The sequence below is a fragment of the Streptomyces sp. NPDC002734 genome, assembly GCF_040295685.1.
Taxonomy (GTDB): domain Bacteria; phylum Actinomycetota; class Actinomycetes; order Streptomycetales; family Streptomycetaceae; genus Streptomyces.
This window is the reverse complement of sequence record NZ_JBEOVU010000021.1, coordinates 84,258-108,179: the sequence shown is the minus strand read 5'-3', so window position 1 is coordinate 108,179 and position 23,922 is coordinate 84,258. Positions and strand designations below refer to the sequence as shown.

Sequence of the window (23,922 nt, the reverse complement as noted above, 5' to 3'; positions counted from 1 at the left end):
CGCAACCGGACGGGCGGTGAACGGGCGGCCTCCCCGGAACGCCGTTCCGTTCGGCCCCGTCCCGCTTGCGTGCGGCAACGCCCGTGGATCGGATGGGTGGACGGACCGCGACACCGACGGCGGGAGGCGACATGCGAGGCAGCCGGTACGGACGTGCCACCGCGCGGGCCGCGGTGCTCGCCCTGTCGCTCGCCGCGCTCGGCGCCTGCGGCGCGGTGGCGGAGCGACGCGACGCCGCCCAGGCGGAGGCCACACGCTTTGAACTCGACCGCGACGCGGGGCGGCACGCCCTGCTGTGCGCGGCACTGGCCCCGGGCACCCGCGACGAGCTGGAACAGACCGCGGGGAGCGGCTGCCCCCGGGCGATCCGCCAGGCCATCGAGGAGGACGACCTCCCGGCCGCCGGGGCGGTCCGCGCGGTGGACGTCTGGGGCGACCAGGCCCGGGTGGTGCTGGAGGGCGACACCCTCTTCCTGTCGCAGTTCCCGGGCGGCTGGAAGGTGACCGCCGCCGGCTGCGAGTCGCGGCCCGACCAGCCCTACCGGTGCGGCCTGAAGGGCGGGTGACGTCCGGTGCGGCTGCTCTTCACGACGACCCTGCTGATCATCTTCGGTGGGCTCGCCTACTTCACCACCCTGGGGCTGATGCACCGATGACCGCGCACCGCGGCGCCCGGCGCTTCCTGCGGGAGAACAGCCTGGGCCTCGCGTTCCTGGCGGGCTTCCTGCTCACCCTGCTCGGCCAGCTGATCGCCGGACGCGCCGAGATGAACAACGACCTCGTCTCCGCCCAGCTGCCCCCGGTCGGGTACCTGGCCTACGCCACCTCCTCGGACTTCGCGGTGGACGTCACCGAGAACTGGCAGTCGGAGTACCTGCAGAACACCTCCCATACCTGAAGCAGAAGGGCTCCAGGCCTCGACAGCCGCACCTCCCACCTCCTACGCGGCCACACCAACGCGTTTGTCCTGCTGGAGAAGGAACAGGTCGTCGCGAAGATCGCCCGCAAGGGCTCCCGCGTCGAAGACGTGACCCGCAAGGTCGAGTTCGTCAGACGACTGGTGGCCACCGGCTTCCCCACCGTGCCGCTCCACCCTGTCGACCAACCCGTCCTCGTGGACGGCCATGCGGTCACCTTTTGGACCTACCTGCCCCAGTCCGAGAAGTCCGTCGAGGCCGAGCAACTGGCCCAGCCTCTCTGCGAGCTTCACAACCTGCCCTTGCCACCTCTCGGCTTCCCCGAGCACGACAACGTCGGCGCCAGCTGACGCTCTCTCCGCCATAACCTGCCTGCCCCCGGACGCCATCCGGTTCATGGAAGCGCAGACGGACCGCCTCGCAGCCGAACTCCGAGACATCCGCTTCCCCCTAGACCCTGATCCAAGGCGACCGCCAGCACCGGAACGCCCTCCACGCCCCGGACGGCGGGGCCGTCCTGTGTGACTGGGACACGGTCACCTACGGCCAGCCCGAATGGGACCTCCTCACCATCGAAGTCCACTGCCGCCGCTTCGGTTACGGCCAGCACCACTACCGCCGCTTCGCAGATGCCTACGGCTGGGACGTCACCACTTGGCCCGGCTACCCCGTCCTGGCCGGCCTGCGCGAACTACGCGTGATCACGACCAACGCCCGCAAGGTCCATCACGCACCGACCAGCCTTACCGAGGTGCGGATGCGGGTGGAGGCACTCATGCGGGGCGATCAGGAGTTCCAATGGAACATTCTCTGACTCGGCCTGCGTATGACACAGGGGCCACGTCGCGCTCAATAACAGCAAGAGCAGCGCCTGAAGTCGGTGCTGTTCATACCGCGGGTGCCGAAGGCCGAGCCGTACGCGGCGATCCCTCGCGGCACTGGACGGACTCGAAGAACATCTGGCCAAGGAGCTGGCGGACGTACGGGGCCGAGCGCGACGAACGCGCGGTCGCCGAACGGGTCCTTGAACGCGCGAGCGAGCAGCTCGCCGACGAGCGTGCCTCGGCCAGGCCGACGCCCGGGCAGGGGGGGTGGGCGGCTGGCCGTGATGCTGATCCCCGGCAGGGCGGGGAGGTGGTCCTGAGCGACGGCACCCTCATTGCCACCCAGCCCTGCACCGGGAAGGCGGACCGGTGGGACTGCTCCGGCAAGCACCACCATCACGGCCTGCGCTTCCTCGCCCCGACCGATGAGCGGGGGCGGCTGATCTGGACTATCCGCCGCCGACCCGACCGCACCCATGACAACACCGCCGCTCGCCAGGACCACGTCATGGCCCACCTGCGCGCCGCCACCCTTGGGGCGTCGGCGGACCTCGGCTACCGCGGTCTGGACAACGACGTACTTGATCCCGTGATCGTCACCGGCTTCCATGCCGGCCGCACCCACAAGCTCACCCCGGCCAGAAGACCGCCAAGCGCGCCCTCACCGTCGGACGCGACCCTGGCCTTCACCAGGGGCGCAGGAGCAGTCACAGCGCATTCAAGCCGAGGTCCCGGCGTGTTCCTCACCGGTCTGTTTATCCTCATGGGCTCGCTGGGTGACCGAATCGGCCGCAGGCGTCTGGTGTTGGCCGGCGCGGCCGCTTTCGGTGGACGGCGGAGCCGGCTCTGCGGTGCGTGGGCTCCTCAATCGGGTCCGCCCGGCATGATCTTCCACATCCGGGTCGCAACCTGCAGGTTGAGGCGCTCCTCCACGTTCGTGAGGTCATGGCCGCCGATCTCGCGAATGCGCTGGAGGCGGTAGCGAAGCGTGCTGCGGTGGATTGCGAGGGATTCAGCGGTCTCGGCGTAGTTGCCGCCGCAGTCGAAGTACCGGGACAGGGTTTCCACGAGTGCCGTACGGTGCCGGCCGTCGTAGTCGACGAGCCGCCCGAGCCACTCCTGGACAAACGTCTCCAGCTCGCGGTACTCGTTACCGGGCCCCAGGATGCGGTAGAGGCCGAGATCGTCGAAGAACGTCGTGCCGCATCGCCTTCGAGACCGGCGGCGCACCTCCAGGGCACGCAGTGCCTCTTGGTACCGGCCGGGGATGCCGACCGGGGTGTCACAGCGGGCGCTCACCCCGATCATCCCGTCCGGTTCTCCGGTCTCCCGGGCGAGCGTCTCGTACAAGGCATGGTCGTGGGGCCTGCCTTCTGCGACCAGGACCACGTGGTCGGAGCGTCGGGTCACCAGCGAGGGCATGCCCACGGCCGAAGCCGCCCGGTCCACGGTCCGCGCGAAAGCGTCGTCCGGGACCTGGCTCCTCCACTGCACGACGACCACGTACTGGATGCGGTGCAGGTCGTGTCCGAACGCCTCGGACCGGGCATAGGCGCTCGCCTCGTCCGTGCCCGCAAGGAGATCGTCGACCAGTTCGCGGCGCAGCCGCAGCTCCACCCCGGCCAGATGGCGTAGGTGCGACAGTTCCAGGGCGAGGGACGTGGCGGCGTGCTCCAGTGCGAACACGGTGTGCTCGTCCGCCTCGCCCCGAGCATCGACCAGGGCCAGCACTCCGAGGACCTCACCGCGGGGGCTTATCAGGGAGACCAGCCGGTCCCTGATCCGCACAGGTCCGCCCCTCCGGGCGACCCCTTGGAGCATCTCCTCATGGCGGGCGGGGTCCGGTTCCGGATAGGGGTCGGGCCGGCCGGGACCGGTCCAGGACCGCAGTCGGCCGAAGCGGTCCTCCACCAGCACGGGAAATCCGGTGAGCGCATGCAGTGCGCCGGTGATCGCGTCCTCGCCGCCCCCCGCGGCCGCGACCTTGGCGAGGGCCTCGTGCACGGCCTGCTGACACCCCACCTCGACTGCGAGGGAGATCAGCTGCCGCTGGAGGGTCGCCCGTTCTCGTCGCAGTCGGTGCAGTTCCAGCGCGTCTTCCTGCTGCCGGCGGTGCGCGACGGCGACCGACAAGGCAGCGGCGGTGAGCCGCACCAGCGTGGCGAGCAGGAAGCGCTGGGCATGGGTGGGCCGGGAGCGAGACGTCACCACGAGGTAGCCGTGCAGTCCACCGGGGCCATGCAGGGCCAGGGCCCGGCCCTGTGACCGGCCGGGAACGGCCACGGGGCCGTCCCGCCCCATCAGCTCTCGCACCGTCCGGTCGATGGCTGACGCATGGTTCGGTCCGCACTGCGGGCTGGGGGCCAGCCGGCCGTGCACCGCGAGGTATCCGGCCTCGGCTCTGTACGGGCCGACGGCCGATACGTGGTCCATGGCCACGCGCAGGATCTCGCTCTCGTCCAGGGTGTCGAACAGGGCGAAGGAGACTGCCGAAAGGTTGTGGGGTGCCAGGGTGGAAAGGGACGGGAGAGCTCCCCTCCGCGAGATCGTGGGGTGCTGCCCCAGACGGCCCGAGGGAAGGCTGCTTCGCCGGTACCCGGACCGGCCCCGGGAGCTTGCCATGGGATGACTCCCTTCCCTGAGACCACCGAGAGGTGACCGCATCCGCTCCTGGCCCACCCCTCTCAATGCTACCCGATATGTCCGTATTCGGGTCTCGTGCTCGCGGGGGGAGGTGCTCCATCGTTCTTTGACCCGCCGGGTGCAGGCGTAGAGCTGCTCGGTTCGCGACTCTCGGACGTATGTGCCGGGCCATCGTGCAGTGCTCGGCCTGTTGCCGTGGGCCCTGCAGGGCCTAACGCCGGGACTTCACCTCCGTCCGTCGACGCAGCCCGGCCGGTACGACGTCGTCGTGATCGTACGGCCTCGCCGACGAGGCCGTACGGCTGCTCGGCGGGCGGCAGGGCACCGGCGACAGCGGTGTCGCGCTCATGGCAGACGTCCCGCTCATACGCGAACGATCGGATCCGCAGGTGCGGCGCATGCCGCTGCACCGGGAGGAGTTCCTCATGGCCAAGGCAGTGGGCATCGATCTGGGCACCACGAACTCGGTGATCGCCGCGTGGGAGGGCGGCGAACCTTCCGTCGTGCCCAATACGGAGGGCAACCGTACGACACCGTCGGTGGTGGCCTTCACCGACACCGGGGAGCGGCTGGTGGGCCAGCTGGCCCGGCGCCAGGCGATCCTCAATCCCAAGGGCACCATCTACTCGGCCAAGCGCTTCATCGGTCGGCATTTCGACGAGATCTCCGATGAGGCCAGGGCGGTGGCGTACGACGTCGTCGAGGGCGACGGCGGGGCAGCCCGCTTCAAGGTGCGCGACAAGCTGTACGCGCCCGAGGAGATCAGCGCCCAGGTGTTGCGCAAGCTCGCCGCCGACGCTTCCAAGCAACTGGGGGAGCGGGTCACGGAAGCGGTCATCACGGTGCCCGCCTACTTCAACGACGCCCAGCGCACCGCCACCAAGGACGCGGGGCGGATCGCGGGACTCGAGGTGCTGCGGATCATCAACGAGCCGACCGCGGCCGCCCTCGCGTACGGCATGGACAAGAAGGAGCACGAGACCGTCCTCGTCTTCGACCTGGGCGGCGGCACCTTCGACGTGAGCATCCTCGATGTCGGCGACGGCGTTGTGGAAGTGCGCTCGACGGCGGGTGACAGCCATCTGGGCGGCGACGACTTCGACCGTCGTCTGGTGGATCACCTCGCGGACGACTTCCAGAAGGAGAACGGCATCGACCTGCGCACGGATCCGCAGGCGCTGCAACGACTGTTCGAGGCGGCGGAGAAGGCCAAGACCGAGCTGAGTTCGGTGACGCAGACGCAGGTCAGCCTGCCGTTCATCACCGCCGACGCGTCGGGTCCCAAGCACCTCACCGACTCGGTCATGCGGTCCACGTTTGATCAGATCACCGGCGACCTGGTGGAGCGCTGTCTGGGTCCGGTGCAGCAGGCCATGGCCGACGCCAAGGTCGGCGAGAGCGACATCGACGAGGTCATCCTCGTCGGCGGTTCCACCCGTATCCCCGCCGTCCAGGCGCTGGTGCGCCGGCTGACCGGCGGCAAGGAACCCAACATGAGCGTCAACCCCGACGAGGTCGTGGCCCTGGGCGCCGCGATCCAGGCCGGGGTGCTCAAGGGCGAGGTCAAGGACGTCCTGCTGCTCGACGTCACGCCCCTGTCGCTGGGTGTCGAGACGCGCGGCGGCGTGATGACGAAGATCATCGAACGGAACACCACCATTCCCGTGCGTCGCACCGAAACCTTCTCCACCGCCGAGGACGACCAGCCCGCCGTCGACATCGTCGTCCTCCAGGGCGAGCGGGAACTGGCCGCCGACAACCGGGTGCTCGGCCGCTTCCAGCTCACCGACATACGCCCGGCGCCGCGCGGTGAACCGCAGGTCGAGGTCACCTTCGACATCGACGCCAACGGCATTCTCAACGTCAAGGCCCGAGACCGGGACACCGGCAAGGAACAGGGCATCACCATCACCGAGAGTTCCAACCTGGACCGCGGCGAGGTCGAGCGCATGGTCCAGGAAGCCGAGCGCAACCAGGGCCAGGACCAGGCCCTGCGTGAGGCCGTCGACGCCCGCAACGAGCTCGACGCCGTCGCGTACCAGGTCGACAAGCGCCTCGCCGAGCTGGGCGACTCCGCACCCGCGCACGAGAAGGCACGCGCCGAGATGCTGGTGTCGGACGCCCGGGCGGCGGTCAAGGAGGAGGCGGGCTTGGAGAGGGTGCGGCCCCTGACCTCCGAACTCCAGCAGGTGCTGTCGGGGCTGGCGGCACATCAGGGCGGCGCCGACACGGGCGGCCCGGGCCAGGACACCACCGACGGCGGCCCGAGCGGCGGTGGTGACGACGACGTCATCGACGCCGAGTTCGACAAGGACTGAGGAACCGCCATGCCGATCCACCCCAGGGACTCCGACCCGGCCGTGCCGGACCCGGCCGGCCCGGCTCAGGAGGGCGCGGTACGCCCTCCCCGCGAGGATCTTCCGCGCTCGGGCCCGCCGGCCGGGCCGGGGCCTGACACGGACGAGGAACCCGGCCCCGACGCGGGCCGTGGCCCCGCACCGTCCGAGGAGGAACACACGGCCGAGCTCCAGGAACTCGAGGACCGCTGGCGGCGGGCGCTCGCCGACCTCGACAACCTTCGCAAGCGCCACGCCAGGGAACTGGAGCGGGAACGGGCGGGCGAGCGGTCCCGTACGGCCGCCGCCTTCCTGCCCGTACTGGACAACCTCGAACTCGCCCTGGCCCATGCGGGATCCGACCCGGGCGCGATCGTCGAGGGCGTCCGGGCGGTCCGCGACCAGGCGGTGAACGTCCTGGAACTGCTCGGCTACCCGCGGCACGCGGAGACCGGTGTCGCGTTCGACCCGGCCCGGCACGAGGTGGTCGGCGTCGTCCAGGACTCCGACGCCCCACCGGGCACGGTCGTCGCGGTGCTGCGTCCGGGCTACGGGGAGGGCGAACGGCAGCTCAGGCCCGCCGCCGTGACTGTCGCGAAGCGGGAGTGACGGGTCATGGCACAGGACTTCTACGAGGCGCTGGGCGTGTCCCGGACGGCGAACCAGGACGAGATCCAGCAGGCATATCGCAAACTCGCTCGCCAGTACCACCCGGACGTCAACAAGGACCCGGGGGCGGAGGAGCGCTTCAAGGATCTCAACGAGGCGTACAGCGTCCTTGCGGACCCCAACGCCCGGGCACGTTACGACCGCTTCGGCGAAGACTTCCGGAAGGTCCCCGAGGACTGGGAGGAGCGGGTCGGCGCCGGCACGGGACGCCGCGGCGGCTTCCGCGCCGGGAGGACCGCGGGCGCGGGCGGCCCCCGTGCCCGGTACACCACCGGCTTCGGCGACGGCTTCGGAGCGGAAGGCATCGACATCGAGGACCTGCTCGGTTCCATGTTCGGAGCCGGCGCCGCCCCGGGCGGCGTCCCGGGAGCGGACCAGGAGGCCGAGCTGCCGCTCACCGTCGAGGAGGCGTATCGAGGCGGCCGCCGCACCGTCACGCTCGCCGGTCCCGCCGGGCAGCCGCGGCGGTACGAGGTCGACGTACCGCCCGGCGTCACCGACGGGCAGCGCATCCGGCTGGCGGGCGAGGGCGGACGGGGCAGTGGTGACGCCGCCGCAGGGGACCTGTATCTGCGAGTGCGGATCCAGCCGCACCCTCGGTTCCGGCTGGACGGCCGGGACGTGCACCTGCAGCTGCCGGTCACCCCCTGGGAGGCCGCGCTGGGCGCGACGGTTCCGGTGCCCACCCCCGGCGGCGGCACGGCCAAGGTCACGGTGCCCGCGGGCTCCTCCAGCGGTCGGCGACTGCGACTGCGCGGTGAGGGCATGCCGAACCCCCGCGGCGCGAACGGCGACCTGTACGCCGAACTCCGCGTCATGGTGCCGCCGACCCTCGGCGACCGGGAGCGCGAGCTGTTCGAGGAGCTCGCCGCCACCTCTTCGTACGACCCCAGGAGGACGCGATGAGTGACCGACCCTCATGGGCGGCGACCGGCGGCCCTACCGCCCGGGCCGGTGCGGGCGGGCGGCCCGTACGGACGAGCGCCGGCTCCACGGCCGTGCGTTACGCGCTCGTCCCCCTGCCCACGCTTTCCCTGGACACCGTGGCCCGCCGCTCGGGCCTCCACCCCGACCTGGTACGCCGGTTCGTCGCCCTCGGCCTGGTCGACGCCGAACGCGACGCCGCGGGGCACCTGGTGTTCGACCCCGCTGCCCCGGCGGTGCTCGCGCGCGTCCAGCGGCTGCGCTCCGGACTCTGCCTCAACTACGCATCCATCGGTCTGGTGCTCGACCTGCTCGACCGCATCAGCCTGCTCGAAGCCGCACTGCGCGACCGCGGCAGGAGGAGTGACTCACCCCCATGGACATGAACCGTCTCACCCAGAAGTCACAGGAAGCTCTGCAGGAGGCGCAGACCGCCGCCGTCCGCATGGGCCAGACCGAGGTCGACGGTGAGCACGTACTGCTCGCGCTCCTCGACCAGGAGGACGGCCTGATCCCGCGGCTGCTGCGACAGGCGGGCAGGGATCCCGGGGAACTCGGTGCGGCTGTGCGCGAGGAGCTTTCCCGCCGGCCCAAGGTGACCGGCCCCGGTGCGGCACCGGGCCAGGTGTTCGTCACCCAGCGCCTGTCCCGGCTGCTGGACGAGGCCGAGCGGGAGGCCAAACGCCTCAAGGACGAGTACGTCTCCGTGGAGCACCTCCTGCTGGCCCTGGCCGAGGAGGGATCGTCCACCGCCGCCGGACGGCTGCTCAAGGAGCACGGCATCACCCGGGACTCGTTCCTGGGAGCGCTGACCCAGATCCGCGGCAACCAGCGCGTGACCTCGGCCAACCCCGAAGTGGCGTACGAAGCCCTGGAGAAGTACGGCCGCGACCTGGTCGCCGAGGCCAGGAACGGCAAACTCGACCCGGTCATCGGCCGGGACGCCGAGATCCGCCGCGTCACCCAGATCCTCAGCCGCAAGACCAAGAACAACCCGGTCCTCATCGGCGACCCGGGCGTCGGCAAGACCGCCATCGTCGAGGGCCTCGCCCAGCGCATCGTCCGCGGCGACGTGCCCGAAGGGCTCCGGGACAAGACCGTCTTCGCACTCGACATGGGCTCCCTGGTCGCCGGCGCCAAGTACCGGGGCGAGTTCGAGGAACGCCTCAAGGCCGTGCTTTCCGAGGTGAAGGCAGCCGAGGGGCACATCCTGCTCTTCGTCGACGAACTCCACACCGTCGTAGGCGCGGGCGCCGCCGAAGGAGCCATGGACGCGGGCAACATGCTCAAGCCGATGCTCGCCCGCGGCGAACTGCACATGATCGGCGCCACCACCCTCGACGAGTACCGCAAGCACATCGAGAAGGACGCGGCCCTCGAACGCCGCTTCCAGCAGGTCGTGGTCGACGAGCCGAGCGTGGAGGACACCATCTCCATCCTGCGCGGACTGCGTGAACGCCTGGAGATCTTCCACGGCGTGAAGATCCAGGACACCGCGCTGGTCTCCGCGGCCACCCTCAGCCACCGCTACATCACCGATCGATTCCTGCCCGACAAGGCCATTGACCTCGTCGACGAGGCGTGCGCCCGGCTGCGCACCGAGATCGACTCGATGCCCGCCGAACTCGACGAGATCACCCGCCGCGTCACGCGGCTGGAGATCGAGGAGGCCGCCCTCTCCAAGGAGACCGACCCCGCGAGCGAAACCCGCCTGGAAGAGCTGCGCAGGGAACTGGCCGACCTGCGCGGCGAGGCCGACGCCAAACACGCCCAGTGGGAGGCCGAACGGCAGGCGATCCGCCGCGTGCAGGAGCTCCGCCAGGAACTGGAGCAGGTCCGCCACGAGGCAGAGGAGGCAGAACGCGCCTACGACCTCAACCGCGCCGCCGAACTCCGCTACGGAAGCCTCCAGGACCTGGAGCGCCGGCTGAAGGCCGAGGAGGAGCAACTGGCTGTCAAACAGGGGCAGAACCGGCTGCTGCGCGAGGTTGTCACCGAGGAGGAGATCGCCGAGATCGTCGCCGCATGGACCGGCATCCCCGTCGCCCGTCTCCAGGAGGGCGAACGCGAGAAGCTGCTGCGCCTCGACGAGATCCTGCGCGAGCGCGTCATCGGCCAGGACGAGGCTGTCAAGCTCGTCGCCGACGCCATCATCCGCGCCCGCTCCGGCATCCGCGACCCTCGTCGCCCCATCGGCTCGTTCATCTTCCTCGGCCCGACCGGCGTCGGAAAGACCGAGCTGGCCAAGACCCTGGCAGCGGCCCTGTTCGACTCCGAGGAGAACATGGTCCGCCTCGACATGAGCGAGTACCAGGAGCGGCACACCGTCAGCCGGCTCATGGGCGCACCGCCCGGATACGTCGGCTACGAGGAAGGCGGCCAGCTCACCGAGGCCGTACGCCGCAAGCCGTACTCGGTCGTGCTGTTCGACGAGATCGAGAAGGCGCACCCCGATGTCTTCAACACCCTGCTGCAGATTCTCGACGACGGCCGCATCACCGACGCCCAGGGCCGCACCGTCGACTTCCGCAACACCGTGATCATCATGACGTCCAACATCGGCTCCGAGCACCTCCTCGACGGCGCCACCGCCGAGGACGAGATCAAGCCGGACGCCCGCGCCCTGGTGATGGGCGAGCTGCGCGGGCACTTCCGTCCGGAGTTCCTCAACCGCGTCGACGACATCGTGCTGTTCAAGCCGCTCGGCGAGCGGCAGATCGAGCGGATCGTGGACCTGCAGTTCGACGAACTGCGCCGCCGCCTCGCCGAACGCCGCATCACTGTCGAACTGACCGAGAACGCCCGTGAGTTGATCGCCCAGCAGGGCTACGACCCGGTGTACGGGGCCCGGCCGCTGCGGCGTTACATCTCCCACGAGGTCGAGACGCTGGTCGGGCGCGCCCTGCTGCGCGGCGACGTGCAGGACGGCGCGAAGGTTCGCGTCGACGCCGAACAGGGAGAGCTGGTGGTCACCTACGAACAGCCCGAGGACGAGAAGGGAGCGAGGGCGGCATGAGTACCGTGCAGGCCACCAACGTCACCTGCCCGCACTGCGGACGCACCAACCGGGTACCCGTGGCCGCAGAGGGCCGCCCCACGTGCGGCAACTGCAAACAGCCGCTGCCGTGGACGGCCGACGCGGGCGACCACGACTTCACCGAGGTCGTCGAGCGGGCCACCGTACCCGTCGTCGTCGACCTGTGGGCCACATGGTGCGGCCCCTGCCGCATGGTGAGCCCCGCGCTGGAGAAGGTCGCCGCCGACCTCGCGGGAAAGATCAAGCTGGTCAAGGTCGACATCGACAAGAACCCACGCCTGGCGCAGCGATTCGAGGTCCAGGCGGTACCGACGCTGTTGGTCCTCGACAAAGGACGGACCATCGCCCGGCAAGCGGGTGCCGCACCTGCCCCAGCACTGCGGCGGTGGGTGGAAGAGTCGATCGCGGGCCGCGAACCGACCGGGAAGGAGTGATCAGCCATGACCGTACGAACCGACCCTCACCTGGCGCTTGTCCGGCCGGTCCAGCCACTGACCCCCGAAGGGTGTCAGGAGTGTCTGCTGCTCGGCTCACCGTGGGTCCACCTAAGGCTCTGCCTGACCTGCGGCCATGTTGGCTGCTGTGATTCCTCGCCGAACCGGCACGCGCGTCGTCACGCCGCCACCGACGGCCATCCGATCGCCGCGTCGCTGGAGCCCGGCGAGGACTGGCGGTGGTGCTTCGTGCACGAGGCGTTCGTGTGATGCCCGGCGACGGGACGCGGCCGAGCGCGGCGCAGCCGCCGGAGGAGGCGAAGGAGAGCGTCCCCTTCGAGACCGCCGACACCTACGGTGCCTATCCCCGCCTGCCGGACGACCAGTTGGCCCGCCTGGCGCAGCGTGGCCGGCGGCGCGAAGTCGACGCCGGTGATGTGCTGATCCGGGAGGGGGAACGGTGCGAGACCTTCTACGTCGTCCTCAGCGGCTCGGTCGCCGTTGTCGAGGGGTACGGCACGCCCGACGAACGTCTGCTGCGTGTGCATGGCCCCGGGCGCTTCATCGGTGAGCTCGGCCTCCTGAACGGACAAGTGGCCCTCTACACCGCTACGGTCAGGGACCCCGGTGAGATCCTCGCCCTGTCCATGGACCAGCTGCGTGACCTGGTGGCCCGGGACGCCGTCCTCGGCGATCTGGTTCTGCGCGCCTGCCTCGGCCGCCGTGCCCTGCTCGTCGGGCAGGGCGCCGGTTTCCGTATTGTCGGCTCGCGCTATTCGCCCGACACCCGGCGGCTGCGTGAGTTCGCCGCCCGCAACCGGCTGCCGTACCGCTGGATCGATCTGGAGACGGACGAGGAGGCCGAGGAGCTGCTGCGCCGCTTCGGCGTCGGCCCGGAGGAGACACCGCTCGTCGTCTGGCGGGACAGCACTCTGTTGCGCAACCCCAGCAACGTGGAACTGGCCCGGCTCATGGGCCTGCCCTCGCTGCCCGCAGGAAACCGTCACGGCGATCTCCTGATCGTCGGCTCCGGACCCGGCGGTCTCGCCGCCGCGGTGAACGCCGCCTCGGAGGGTCTCGGGACGACCCTTGTCGAGGCGATGGCCACCGGCGGCCAGGCCGGGACGTCGTCCCGCATCGAGAATCTGCTGGGCTTCCCCTCCGGCATCTCCGGCGCCGAGCTCACCGACCGCGCTGTGCTCCAGGCCGACAAGTTCGGCACCCGGATCAGCGTCCCGGCGGAGGCGGCCCGCCTTGAACCGCGGGACGGCCACTACGCCGTCGGGTTCGACGACGGCAGCGAGATCACCGCGCGCACCGTCGTCCTGGCCACCGGCGCCCGCTACCGCCGCCTCCGAGCGCCCGGAATCGAGCAGCTGGAGGGAACGAGCGTCCACTACTCGGCGACCGCCCACGAAGCCCAGCAGTGCCGCACCGACCCGGTGGCTGTCGTCGGCGGCGGCAACTCCGCGGGCCAGGCCGTACTCTTCCTGACCGGGTACGCACCGCGGGTGTATCTGCTCGTCCGTGGGCCGAGCCTCGAGGCGCGCATGTCCCGGTACCTGATCGATCAGGTCGAGCGCCACCCGCGGGTGCGCGTGCTGCTGCACACCGAGATGACCGAGGCACTCGGCGACAGGACGCTGGAGGCGGTCGACGTGGTCGACCACCGTACGGGCGAGCACCGCCACCTCGCGGTGCGGGCCCTGTTCGTCTTCACCGGCGCCGACCCCCACACCGAGTGGTTGTCCGGCGTACTCGCCCTCGACGCGCGCGGCTTCGTGCTCACCGGGGCGGAGGCGCAGGCCTGCTCCGCCCCCGGACTCTGGCAGAGCCAGGGACGCGACTGCCTGACGCTGGAGACCAGCCTGCCTGGCGTCTTCGCCGCCGGCGACGTCCGCAGCGGCTCGGTGAAACGCGTGGCCTCCGCGGTCGGCGAAGGCGCGATGAGCATCCACTTCGTGCACCGTTACCTGGACCACACGGCCGCGCCCGGCGGCACCGACAGCTCCCCGCACACCCGTCCGAAGGAGTCCGCCTGGCTCGCATGACACCCAGCGGGGTTTCACCGCCGGGTCGCCGAGCGCACGGGTGTCCGGTCGCGTACGGGCGCGGACCGAGCCCGTGAGGCGCCGAGAACGAAGTCACGGACCAGGGGGCTGCCATTCGAACATCAAGATCGTGGCGTCGTCGCTGAGCTCGTTGTGCTGATGTTCGAGGATGGCGAGAATGAGCAGGCGCAGCGCTTCCGGAGCGCTCTGCCCTGCTGCGGTGGACCGGATGATGTATTCGGTGAAGCGCTCCAGTCCGAACTCTTCACCTGTCTCGTCGCGTGATTCCACGACGCCGTCCGTGTAGAGCACTATTCGGTCACCGGGTTCGAGACCGACGTCGTGGACCTGACGGGCGGTTCCGGCGAGACCGGCGGGCAGACCCAAAGGCGGCTCAGGTGGCCGCTCCAGCGCATCCTGGAGCAGGCGATGGCGACGGATGAGCAACGGAGGCGGGTGGCCGCAATTGCTCCAGCGCAGCACACCGGTGGGCATGTGCAACTGGGTGAAGACACCCGTGCAGAACTGCTCCGGAAGCCACGTCGCCAACGCCTCGTCCATGGTGCCCACGAGAGTGGTCAGGTCAGCCCCGCTGCGCCGGGCGTTACGGCAACCTGCCATGGCGACAGAGGTGGCAAGTCCGGACGCCAGATCGTGTCCCATGCCGTCGAGTACCGCAGCGTGCAGAACGTCCTCGGTGAACGCATGGTCGAAAGCATCGCCGCCCAGTTCGTACGCAGGCTCCAGGACCCCCGTGGACACGACCTGCCCGGTGCCGATCGACCGGGGAGGGAGAAAAGCTCTCACCATCTCCGTGGGGAGGTGCATCGGCCTGGTCCGCATGCGCTGCGCGATGGTGTCGCTGTAGGTTCGCTTCGACGTGATGATCTGTGCGAGGAGCAGCGCTACCGTTCGGCAGCGCCGTAGTTTGAGCCCGTCCAGGGTGCTCATGTTCAGCTCCACGACCCCCAGCAGCTCCGCTCCGTCCGCCAGGGGCAGCCACACCTTCAGCCCTCCGGAGGGGGTTTCTTCCATTCGGAGGGAGTCGGTTCGGTAGGCCCATCCGGCCAGCGAAGTGTCCAGCTCCAGCTCCGGCTCGCCTTCGGTAAACGGCACCAGCAGTCTTTGCTGGATGTCGACCAGATAGACAACGGCTCTGCCCCAACCCATGGCATGGGCATACCGATCCAAGACCTCGGGCAGTTCCGCAGGTGACGCCAACTGGGCCGCCCTGACCAGTTCATCGAGCAGCCGCTCGTCGAACCCGACGGATACGTTCCTGTCCATGCCTTCGCTGATCCCTTCCAAGGGGCGTCACGATCAGCACTCGCGCCGACGCATTCGGCGTGGCCTGCACCACCTGTTCCGGTCGCCCGTCACAGCAGGAGGTCGAAGACGGCTCGGGCCTCGTCCCAGTGCTGCGTCTGGGGGTTTTTCAGATCGGGGTGGAGGATCTTGAAGCTTTGGGCAAGGGCGAAGCTGAGTCCGCCGATGATGTCCGGACAGGCCGCTTCGGTCTCCTCGTCGGGTGTGCGGTCCAGAGCGGGGTGGGTGGCCAGCTGTTCCAGGACCTGCTTGATTTCCACTTCCTGGTCCATCTTCCGAAAGTGGTGAATGCTCTCCTGCAGGCCTTTCGTGATCGGCAGGTCGGACGCCTGGATGATGTCGCGCCCGTTGGCCCTGGCAGTGGCCTGGGCGACGGTCAGCAGGTCGTAGAGCTTGGCGTCGACGAAGTCGCTGTAACGCTTGAGATCGTTCTTGTCGACGTTCAGTCCTGCGGCCGCGCGGAAGAATTTCTCGAATCTGGCGATGGACATCACGGTCATGACAGCAACCTCCGGCTACGTGAGCCGGGTGGCTCCCGGCCCCTGGACTTCCCCACAAGTCTGGCCGACGGTGGCGCGCGAACGCATGCGCACGTCGGGCCCAAATGCCCTCGCCGTATTGCCCTGCCAGGCCCATGCGTCCTGCTGGGAAGACGAGGAGATCCGGCCGTACGGCCTGGCTGCCGACGGGGCCGGCGAGCCGGCGGGCCGGCGTGTCACGTGGCGCCGGGGTTACCTCGGCGGCGTCTGTGGGCACCTGGGATCGCGGGGCAGCCGACGAGAGGGTCCAGTCATGCGGATGTCGTCCCAGGGCGTTACGGTCGTGACTCTCCTGGCGGATCCGGACGCGCCGACGGAGATCGCGCAGCGCATGGCCCTGACACTTTCTGCTCGGCTCACCGACAAGTCGGGCCAGAGACGACGATTCGACGTCGAGGTGGTCAGTGAGCCCTTCACCTCGGGGACGGAGGACCTGCCCACCTTGATGCGCCGGATCGTGGACCGTAGGAGTGCGAAGAACTGGGACACCGTCGTGGCCCTCACCGACCTTCCGCTCCACTCACACGGGCGAAAGCTCGTCGCGAATCTGAGTCACGAACACGGTTCAGCGCTGATCTCCCTTCCCTCACTGGGGGGCTTGCGGCTGCAGACGAGGGCCCGGCAGACCGTCGAAGAAGCCGTGCTTGACTTGGTGGGTCCGCAGAGCACCGGGGCTGAAGGGCCTCCGCGAAGTCGGCCGCTTCCGGGGCCCTTCGTCAGTCCTCTCGCGCCTGTTCGGCCGGGCCCGATCGGTGAGGAAGAGACCGCCGACCTTCGGTATGTCGTCAGTGGCGCGCGCGGTTACCTACGGGTACTCATCGGCATGGTCCGCGCCAACCGGCCGTGGCGGCTGGTGCCGGGCTTGTCGAAAGCACTGGCGGCCGCACTCGCCACGGGAGCAGTCGCCACCGTGGACTCCACCGTCTGGAGCCTGGCCCAAACCCTGAGCGCGCCACGCCTCGCGATCGCCATGATCGGTTCCGTCGCGCTCATGATCGGCTGGCTGATCGTGGACGCGGAGCTGTGGCATCGGTCGGCGGAGAACTCGTCGGAGGCGAGGCAGAGGGCGCGGCTCTACAACGCCTCGACGGTGGTGACCGTGGGTATCGGGGTGCTCGTCTCGTACGTGGGTTTGATGGTCATTAACTGGGTGTGGGCGCTGTTCATCCTCAACGATCAAGTGTTCGCTTCCATGACACGAACCCCGCTGCGCGCCGAGGAGTACGTGACGTTGTCCTGGTTCGTCGCTTCGGTCGCCACGGTGGGCGGTGCGCTGGGGTCAGGCTTGGAGAGCGACGAGGCGATCCGGGCAGCCGCCTACTCCAAGCGCGAACAGGAACGTCGCGACAGCCTCCAGGACGGTGGCGATGACTAACCGGGGTCCGAGACGCGGGTACAGCGTGGAACGTCAGGCCGCACCAGCCTCCGTCCGTCCCATCTCCATACGCCTGCGGATGAGGGCTGGCCTGTCAGGGGGCGCCGACGTTGTCCCTGGGTCATCCTGGGGGCACGGGCAGTCGCTTGGGCAGCCGAGGAGAAGGGTCGGTCGTGAGGGTGTCGTCGCAGGGCGTTACGGTCGTGGCTCTCCTGGCGGATCCGGACGCGCCGACGGAGGTCGCTCAGCGCATGGCCCGGGTACTGCCTACTCGCCTCGCCGACAGGTCGGGCCGGGGGAGACGGTTCGACGTCGAGGTGCTCAGTGAGCCCTTCACCGCGGGGACGGAGGACCTGTCCACGTTGACGCACCGGATCATGGACCGCGCGCGTGCGGAGCACTGGGACATCGTCGTGGCCCTCACCGACCTTCCGCTGCACTCGCACGGGCGCAAGATCGTGGTGGATCTGAGCCATGAACACGGCTGGGCGCTGCTGTCCCTTCCATCGCTGGGGAGCCTGGGTTTTCAGAGAAGGGCCCGGCGGACGGTGGAAGAAGTCGTGCTCAGCTTGGCGGGTGCGCGAGGCACCGGGGCCGTGGAGCCTTCTCAGCGGCTTTCACTGGGACGTTCCGCCGGTCGTCTTGCGCCTGTTCGCCCGGATCCGACCGGTGGGGAGGAGACCGCTGACCGCCGATACGTCGTCAGCGGGCCGCGCGGTTATCTGAGGGTGCTCTTCGGCATGGTTCGCGCCAACCGGCCGTGGCGGTTGGTCCCGGGTCTCTCGAAGGCCCTGGCGGCCGCACTCGCCACGGGAGCAGTCGCCACCGTGAACTCCACCCTCTGGAGTCTGGCCGCGTCCCTGGGCACACCACGCCTCGTGATCGCCATGGTCGGTTCCGTCGCGCTCATGATCGGCTGGCTGATCGTGGATGCGCGCCTGTGGCATCGATCGACGGAGGCATCACCGGAGGACAGGCAGAGGACGGCTCTCTACAACGCGTCCACGGTCATGACCGTGGGTATCGGGGTGATCGTCTGCTACGCGGGTTTGCTGGTCGTCAACTTGATGTGGGCGCTCTTCATCCTCAACGACCGAGTCTTCACCTCCATGACACGGACCCCGCTGCACGCCTCGGAGTACTGGACACTGTCCTGGTTCGTCGCTTCGGTCGCCACGGTGGGTGGCGCGTTGGGGTCGGGCCTGGAGAGCGACAAGGCGATCCGGGCAGCCGCCTATTCCAAGCGCGAACAGGAACGTCGCCGCATGCTGGAGAAAGACCAGGATTAGCCGGTGGCCCGAGCCGGTGGCTGGACGCGCGAATCCGCCGATCCATCGGCGGATCGGCCGTTTCGCGCCGAAGGCCGACGGGGACCCGAATGGCAGGTGCCGGAGGAGCGCCGGAGTTCCCTCCGGTGGGCCGACGGCGCCTCCGTTCTATCCGATCCGGGTGAGCGGCCTGTGGAGACGTGCCGGAGCCGCGGCCCCCGTCCCACCAGTCGTCGGGGGCCGGTTGCCCTGTGCGGTCTCATCACCGCCGGGCCGTGGAATCACGGCGCGGCACCAGGGAAGTCATCATGAAGGCAGCGGTATATGAAGGTCCGCGAACGGTCACGGTGAAGGACGTACCGGACGCGAAGATCGAACATCCCTGCGACATCATCGTCAAGATCACCAGTACCAACATCTGCGGTTCGGACCTGCACATGTACGAGGGCCGTACCTCGTTCGAGTCCGGCCGCACCCTCGGACACGAGAACATGGGCCAAGTCGTGGAGGTCGGCTCGGCCGTCCGCAAGGTCCAGGTCGGCGAGTACGTGGTTCTGCCCTTCAACATCGCCTGCGGCTTCTGCAAGCAGTGCGAGCAAGGCCTGACCAACTACTGCCTGACCATGCAGCCGGAACCGGCCCTCGCAGGAGCCGCCTACGGTTTCGCCGAGATGGGCCCCTACCAGGGCGGCCAGGCGGAACTGCTGCGTGTGCCCTACGGCGACTTCAACGCGCTGCGTCTGGGTGAGGACGCCGCTGAGCGGCAGACCGACTACGTGATGCTCGCCGACATCTTCCCCACCGGCTATCACGCCACCGAGATGGCCCATGTCAAGCCGGGCGACCAGACCGTCGTCTTCGGGGCCGGCCCCGTCGGGCTCATGGCGACGTATTCCGCCCTCCTCAAGGGCGCCGGCCGCGTCTGGACGGCCGACCATCAGCCCGACCGGCTGCGCAAGGCCGAGGAGCTCGGAGCCATCCCCATCAACACCGCCGAGCATGACCCGGCAGAGGTCGTCAAGGAGGCCACCCTCGGTCTGGGCGCCGACAACGGCTGCGAGTGCGTCGGCTACCAGGCACACGACCCCCAGGGACACGAGGACGCCAGCCTCACACTCAACGGACTGATCGACTCGGTGCGGTTCACCGGCGACATCGGCGTGGTGGGCGTGTTCCTGCCCCAGGACCCCGGCGGTGCGGAGGCGCAGGGCGAACTGGAGGCGCAGGGCAAGGTTCCGATCGACTTCGGCATGATGTGGTTCAAGGGTCAGCACATGGGGACCGGGCAGGCGCCGGTGAAGAAGTACAACCGGGCGCTGCGGGACCTGATCGCCGGCGGGAAGGCGAAGCCGAGCTTCATCGTCTCCCACGAACTCGGCCTGGACGAGGCTCCCACCGCCTACGAGCACTTCGACACCCGCGACGAAGGCTGGACCAAGGTGGTCCTGCACCCCGACGGGCACGGCGACGGCCACAAGCGGTGACGAATCCTGAGGCCGCCGTCCCGGCCGTATCGACTGTCGGGCACGCGCCCGCACTCGAGCGTGCAGACCACGAAGCGGTGGTACGTGAGGGGCGGGTCATCGGTTCCATCACGTCGCAGGACATCGCCGAGTGGCGGGCCGGCCAGGAAGCCGCGGGGCTGGCCCCTGCCACGGTCCATCGCCACTACGTGGTCCTGAAGGCCGCCTTCATCTACGCCCACGAGATGGAGATCATTCCGCGCAACCCGACCCTGGCGACCAAGCGCCGGGGCCGGGCGCCCTCCCTGATCAAGCCTGTCCGCGGCCGGGACATCCCCTCCACGAAGGAGGTGCAGGACATCTTCGAGGCCATGTGGGGTCCGCTGAAGGCGTCCGTGTGGTTGATGGCGGGCACCGGTGCCAGGCCGGGCGAGGCACTGGCCGTCAGTCGCTCCAGCCTCGAGGCCCCCGATGGGCTGCTGAAGCTGTGGCAGCAGGTAACCAGTTTCTCCGGCAACGAGACCAAGGGCCGCGCAACGGGTTTCAAGAACGAGCTCAAGTGGTCTCGGGAGCCGAGGTTCGTCCCCTACTCGTACACCGTCCAGCTGGCCGTGGAGCGGCACATGGCGGAGTTCGGGACCTGGGGAGAGCACGGGTGGCTCTTCGAGAGCCCGAAGTGCAAGAACCAGCCCTTCAGCCTGAAAGGGTACGACACCCGCTGGAAGCGGGCGCTGAGAGATGCCGGCCTGGAGCACACCGGGTGCACCCCGAAGTCCCTGCGGCACTACTTCGCCTCGGTCTGCATCGCGGGCGGCGTACCCGTTTTCGAGGTGGCCAAGTGGCTGGGACACAAGGGGACTCGGGTCACCGAAGCGACCTACGTGCATCTGCTTGCAGACGCACACTTGAGGTCCACGGACGCCATCGAGCTGGCCATCGTGGAGAACGCCCAGCACGCTCAGGAGGCACGCTGGTCGTGATGACGGTCGGGACCGGTGCTGGCTTGGTGCTGAGAGTCGGCGTGTAGCGGTCGCATCAGCCCAGGTCAGAGCGGGTAGCGGGGAGTACCTGCAGTTCTTCCTGTACATCTTCGGCACGGTCTGGCTGCTTCAGCGGGGCTCGCCGGAGTCCAAGGAGATCGGCCGGGCGGGCACGGAGTCGGACCGCGAGCAGCGCATCGGCGAGCACGCCCGTCAGGACTCGCCGCGCTGGGCGTCCGCCCGGGGCTGGCGGGGGCTGGTGTTCTCCCGCTCGCTGGGGCTGGTGATGGGCGGCATCTTCCTCCTCTGCTGGCTGTCGCAGTCGATCACCGGCACCGCCGCGTACAACGAGGAACGGCTCCGCGAACTGGAAGGCCCCGTCGGCTGGGGCGGCTACGTCACCTCCGCCGACTTCTGGAGCCGCACCCTGCAGAACTGGCAGTCCGAGCTGCTCGCCGTGGCGTCCATGGCGATCCTCTCCATCTACCTGCGCCAGCGCGGCAGCCCGGAGTCCAAACCGGTGGGCGCCCCGCACACGGCCACGGGGGTCGAGGGCTGAGGACGCCCACCGGTGCGCAGCGAGGAGGCGGGCGGCGTCAGTCGACCTACCGCAGGTTTGCGGTTCCCCGCGAGCCACGCGTGTCCTACACCCTCTCCAGGCCGTGCCGCCGGTGCGGGGCAAGCGCGGCCGGCCCCGGCGCCGCCCAGATGTGTTGCTGGGCGACCGCGGCTACGACCACGACAAGTACCGTCGCCTGGTCCGGGACCTCGGCGTGAAGCCGTTGATCGTCCGCCGCGGCACCGGGCACGGCTCCGGCCTGGGCGCCCAACGCTGGGTCGCCGAGCGCGCGTTCGCCCATCTGCACTGGTTCCGTCGCCTGCGGATCCGCTGGGAGATACGCGACGACATCCACGAGGCCTTCCTCACCCTCGGACGCGCACTTGTCTGCTGGCGGCGACTGTGCGCCCTGGCGAGCGATGCCTTGGGCTAGGCAGCCGCCGCCAGCCGGTTGAGAACTTCCATGGGGGTGAAATCCCAGCCGACCAGGCGCGACCCGCTCCAGTTGATACCGATCTTGAGTCCATCCCGGGCGTAATCGGGCAGTTCGCGATCGCGCCAGGTCTCCAACGGCATGGATTCAACGCGTAGCCCATGCCCCCAGATCTTCGCTGCCCTCTGGGCGCGACCCGAGGTCGACCAGAAGGGAAGACTTCGCGCGCCGTCCGCGGAAAGGTGGGTCGGCATTCCGTCGTCATCCCGAACAAGCCAGACGACTCCGCTTTGGCGGACATCTCGGAAGAACGCCGCCGCTTGCGAACCGCTCTGACTCATGGCCACTGAGACTAGCGGTACCCGCCACTCATTTCGTTTGGGTCCTAAGAGCTGTCCCGCAACTGGAGGGCGCTCCCGTGCCGATCCTGGATCGGACCGTGTCAGTGGCTGATGACAGGATCGAGGCGTGCTGATCAAGGGATACGGCGTTGGCCCGTTGGTGCCGGGCGAGTCATTGCTGGTCCATCCGGGCTTCTGGTCGAACTACCTGCTGGCGATGTGCAGCGACGGGGGGTGTCCCGAGCGCCCGGTTCCAGAGTGGTTCGGCGAGGACGGCGCCGATGTCGATGCCCTGTCCGAGGTCCTCTTCGATCCTGAGCACTGGCCGGCGTTCAGACTGCCGGCAGAAGACAGCCCCGGAGCCGTGGTGATCTACCGCAACCTTGATGGCGATTACGGCACCGACTACCTCCTCACCCATCCAGGCAGAAGCTACGCCGAGCAGATCGCCAGCTGGGACGGAGATTTCTCGGGTACTGGGCTGACATGGCACGAACTGATCCGGATTGCTGAAAGCCCGTCGCTTGCGGACGAAGGCGTCCAGGACGTGGCCACCCGCTTTCTGCTGCTGCTTCCCCTCCTCACCGACCCGGACGTGCCGGAAACAGCACCAGTAAGGCTTGTCGCCGCCCTGACCGCAGTCGGCGCGCCGCAAGACACCGCCTCCATCGCGGCGGAGCACCTCCTGGCCCATCTCGCGAAGAGATCTCAGCACGACCCCACGTGGGCGTCTCCGCTGAGCGGCAGCTGAGAGGTGTGCCGAGTACCAGTCAATCCATGCCGATCTTGGTACGGCTGGTGTGATCACGGCGTCGGAATCTTCCTGGACAGCGGTGGTGGTGAACGCTCACCGTCCGTGCGGCGGGCATGGCGGGCAGAGGGGGGCCGGGCAGGTCGTCTTCGTGGGCTGCCGGGACGAGCTCGGCAGCCGTGTTCTCCGCGGGGCCGACGGGCGCCAGTGCCATGAACTTCGCCGGGGCCCCCGGCCAGGAATCAGGCTCGCCGCATCCCGTAGACGCAGGTCCGGTAGGGCATCTCGAGACTGTCGCGGCCGGCCAGGGCGGGGTCGGTGGCAGTGAACGCACCGATCTCCAGGTCCAAGCGGGCCCGTTCGGCGGCGTCGGCGGTCAGGTAGGAGGAGCGGGAGCGCACCAGGTCGACCAGCCGGTCCGTCGGGAGGGTCACGGTGTGCTCGGTCAAGCCACGTTCGGGTTCGGTGAACCATGGCTGCAACGGCCCGTACGGCCAGGCGCTCTCCAGGCCGTATCCCTCGTTGCCGACGATGCCGGAAAGCGCGGCCACCCATGGGGTGCGGTCGTCACGGATGTTCCACAGCGCGGCGAAGACGCCGTCCTCGCGCAGCACCCGGTGAATCTGCGGCAGAGCGTCCTGCGGAGTGAACCAGTGGTATGCCTGCCCCACCACGACGGCGTCGACGGACGCGTCCGGCAACGGGATGTCCTCGGCGCTGCCGGCGAGCACCTGGGTGCCCGGGTGGCGTTCGGCGGCCATGGCGCGCATCTGCTCGTCCGGCTCGACGGCGATCACCTCGTGGCCGACGGCGCGCAGGGCGCCGGTCAGGAGCCCGGTACCCGCCCCCAGGTCCAGGACGCGCAACGGCTCGGCGCCGACGGCCCACGTGACTGCCTGCGCTGGATAGGTGGGCCGGATCGAGTCGTAGAGGCGGGCGGCGGAACCGAAGGACAGCGCGGGGCTGGACATGCTCGTCTACCTACCCGGACCTGGTCGGCAGTACCCGCGCCACGGCAGCCCGAGCACACCCCGGTGGCCGCGGGCCGCGTG

Annotated in this window: 22 protein-coding genes and 2 pseudogenes; 19 read left to right on the top strand and 5 right to left on the bottom strand. The window is 69.3% G+C overall.

Translation table 11 applies throughout. From position 1 onward, the window contains the following. Window positions 1-131 precede the first annotated feature (131 nt). From ABT026_RS20115 to ABT026_RS20100, 4 genes are all read left to right on the top strand, one after another. Window positions 132-566: a hypothetical protein gene (locus ABT026_RS20115; protein WP_351116040.1), complete on the top strand. Its 435-nt coding sequence runs from the start codon at window positions 132-134 to the stop codon at window positions 564-566. Between the two features lie 86 nt (window positions 567-652). Then, window positions 653-898: a DUF6766 family protein gene (locus ABT026_RS20110; RefSeq protein ID WP_351116039.1), complete on the top strand. Its 246-nt coding sequence runs from the start codon at window positions 653-655 to the stop codon at window positions 896-898. Between the two features lie 69 nt (window positions 899-967). Further along, a complete protein-coding gene (locus ABT026_RS20105; protein ID WP_351116077.1) occupies window positions 968-1,267 on the top strand; it encodes a hypothetical protein in 300 nt (99 codons plus the stop codon). A gap of 448 nt (window positions 1,268-1,715) precedes the next feature. After that, on the top strand, window positions 1,716-2,723 hold the full coding sequence (locus tag ABT026_RS20100) for a transposase family protein (protein WP_351116037.1): 1,008 nt from the start codon (window positions 1,716-1,718) through the stop codon (window positions 2,721-2,723). Here ABT026_RS20100 and ABT026_RS20095 read toward each other — a convergent pair. Further along, entirely contained in the window at window positions 2,606-4,363 is a 1,758-nt protein-coding gene (locus tag ABT026_RS20095; protein ID WP_351116036.1) for a PucR family transcriptional regulator, read from the bottom strand. The genes ABT026_RS20100 and ABT026_RS20095 overlap by 118 nt on opposite strands. Before the next feature lie 446 nt (window positions 4,364-4,809). Between ABT026_RS20095 and dnaK the strand changes: the two genes are divergently transcribed. Genes dnaK through ABT026_RS20055 form a run of 8 tightly spaced genes read left to right on the top strand, consistent with a single transcriptional unit; the run spans window position 4,810 to window position 13,835 of the window. Continuing rightward, window positions 4,810-6,702: a molecular chaperone DnaK gene (gene dnaK, locus ABT026_RS20090; RefSeq protein ID WP_351116035.1), complete on the top strand. Its 1,893-nt coding sequence runs from the start codon at window positions 4,810-4,812 to the stop codon at window positions 6,700-6,702. A gap of 9 nt (window positions 6,703-6,711) precedes the next feature. Then, window positions 6,712-7,329, top strand: a complete 618-nt coding sequence (locus tag ABT026_RS20085) for a nucleotide exchange factor GrpE (protein WP_351116034.1) — start codon at window positions 6,712-6,714, stop codon at window positions 7,327-7,329. A 6-nt stretch (window positions 7,330-7,335) separates the two neighbouring features. Beyond that, window positions 7,336-8,295, top strand: coding sequence for a DnaJ C-terminal domain-containing protein (locus ABT026_RS20080; protein ID WP_351116032.1), 960 nt, complete (start codon window positions 7,336-7,338; stop codon window positions 8,293-8,295). Next, window positions 8,292-8,699, top strand: coding sequence for a chaperone modulator CbpM (locus tag ABT026_RS20075; RefSeq protein ID WP_351116031.1), 408 nt, complete (start codon window positions 8,292-8,294; stop codon window positions 8,697-8,699). The genes ABT026_RS20080 and ABT026_RS20075 overlap by 4 nt, the downstream gene beginning before the upstream one ends. Further along, a complete protein-coding gene (gene clpB / locus ABT026_RS20070) occupies window positions 8,690-11,329 on the top strand; it encodes an ATP-dependent chaperone ClpB (RefSeq protein ID WP_351116029.1) in 2,640 nt (879 codons plus the stop codon). Before ABT026_RS20075 ends, clpB begins: the two co-directional genes overlap by 10 nt. After that, the gene (gene trxA / locus ABT026_RS20065) at window positions 11,326-11,784 is read left to right on the top strand and encodes a thioredoxin (RefSeq protein WP_351116027.1); all 459 of its coding nucleotides are present in this window, start codon (window positions 11,326-11,328) and stop codon (window positions 11,782-11,784) included. Before clpB ends, trxA begins: the two co-directional genes overlap by 4 nt. 6 nt (window positions 11,785-11,790) lie before the next feature. Beyond that, window positions 11,791-12,054 carry a UBP-type zinc finger domain-containing protein gene (locus ABT026_RS20060; RefSeq protein WP_234846244.1) on the top strand — a complete coding sequence of 88 codons (264 nt, stop codon included), beginning with the start codon at window positions 11,791-11,793 and terminating at the stop codon, window positions 12,052-12,054. Continuing rightward, window positions 12,054-13,835 (top strand): FAD-dependent oxidoreductase, encoded by a 1,782-nt coding sequence (locus tag ABT026_RS20055; RefSeq protein ID WP_351116026.1) that lies wholly within the window; start codon window positions 12,054-12,056, stop codon window positions 13,833-13,835. The genes ABT026_RS20060 and ABT026_RS20055 overlap by 1 nt, the downstream gene beginning before the upstream one ends. 93 nt (window positions 13,836-13,928) lie before the next feature. Here the strand turns inward: ABT026_RS20055 and ABT026_RS20050 are convergent, their stop codons facing one another. Both ABT026_RS20050 and ABT026_RS20045 read right to left on the bottom strand, forming a co-directional pair. Next, a complete protein-coding gene (locus tag ABT026_RS20050; protein WP_351116024.1) occupies window positions 13,929-15,122 on the bottom strand; it encodes a PP2C family protein-serine/threonine phosphatase in 1,194 nt (397 codons plus the stop codon). An 89-nt stretch (window positions 15,123-15,211) separates the two neighbouring features. After that, window positions 15,212-15,661 carry a DUF1931 family protein gene (locus ABT026_RS20045; RefSeq protein WP_351116022.1) on the bottom strand — a complete coding sequence of 150 codons (450 nt, stop codon included), beginning with the start codon at window positions 15,659-15,661 and terminating at the stop codon, window positions 15,212-15,214. On the opposite strand from ABT026_RS20045, the gene ABT026_RS20040 reads away from it, so the two are divergent. The 6 genes and pseudogenes from ABT026_RS20040 to ABT026_RS20015 all read left to right on the top strand — a co-directional run. Next, on the top strand, window positions 15,645-17,075 hold the full coding sequence (locus ABT026_RS20040) for a hypothetical protein (RefSeq protein WP_351116021.1): 1,431 nt from the start codon (window positions 15,645-15,647) through the stop codon (window positions 17,073-17,075). The genes ABT026_RS20045 and ABT026_RS20040 overlap by 17 nt on opposite strands. A 173-nt stretch (window positions 17,076-17,248) precedes the next feature. Continuing rightward, window positions 17,249-18,364: a hypothetical protein gene (locus ABT026_RS20035; RefSeq protein ID WP_351116019.1), complete on the top strand. Its 1,116-nt coding sequence runs from the start codon at window positions 17,249-17,251 to the stop codon at window positions 18,362-18,364. A 287-nt stretch (window positions 18,365-18,651) separates the two neighbouring features. After that, window positions 18,652-19,827, top strand: coding sequence for a glutathione-independent formaldehyde dehydrogenase (locus ABT026_RS20030; protein ID WP_351116018.1), 1,176 nt, complete (start codon window positions 18,652-18,654; stop codon window positions 19,825-19,827). A gap of 77 nt (window positions 19,828-19,904) precedes the next feature. Then, the gene (locus tag ABT026_RS20025; protein ID WP_351116017.1) at window positions 19,905-20,786 is read left to right on the top strand and encodes a tyrosine-type recombinase/integrase; all 882 of its coding nucleotides are present in this window, start codon (window positions 19,905-19,907) and stop codon (window positions 20,784-20,786) included. Window positions 20,787-20,868: 82 nt separating this feature from the next. Further along, window positions 20,869-21,345, top strand: a pseudogene (locus ABT026_RS20020) (DUF6766 family protein); the annotation flags it as partial. 97 nt (window positions 21,346-21,442) lie between these two features. Next, a pseudogene (locus ABT026_RS20015) lies at window positions 21,443-21,778 on the top strand (transposase); the annotation flags it as partial. On the opposite strand, the gene ABT026_RS20010 reads toward ABT026_RS20015, so the two are convergent. Continuing rightward, complete coding sequence (locus tag ABT026_RS20010) at window positions 21,775-22,119, bottom strand: DUF2750 domain-containing protein (RefSeq protein WP_351116015.1); 345 nt, start codon at window positions 22,117-22,119, stop codon at window positions 21,775-21,777. The pseudogene ABT026_RS20015 and the gene ABT026_RS20010 overlap by 4 nt on opposite strands. A 127-nt stretch (window positions 22,120-22,246) precedes the next feature. Here ABT026_RS20010 and ABT026_RS20005 point away from each other — a divergent pair, with 127 nt between their 5' ends. Beyond that, window positions 22,247-22,870: a hypothetical protein gene (locus ABT026_RS20005; RefSeq protein ID WP_351116013.1), complete on the top strand. Its 624-nt coding sequence runs from the start codon at window positions 22,247-22,249 to the stop codon at window positions 22,868-22,870. A gap of 242 nt (window positions 22,871-23,112) precedes the next feature. Here ABT026_RS20005 and ABT026_RS20000 read toward each other — a convergent pair whose 3' ends face one another. Beyond that, window positions 23,113-23,841, bottom strand: a complete 729-nt coding sequence (locus ABT026_RS20000; RefSeq protein ID WP_351116012.1) for a class I SAM-dependent methyltransferase — start codon at window positions 23,839-23,841, stop codon at window positions 23,113-23,115. Window positions 23,842-23,922 lie beyond the last annotated feature (81 nt).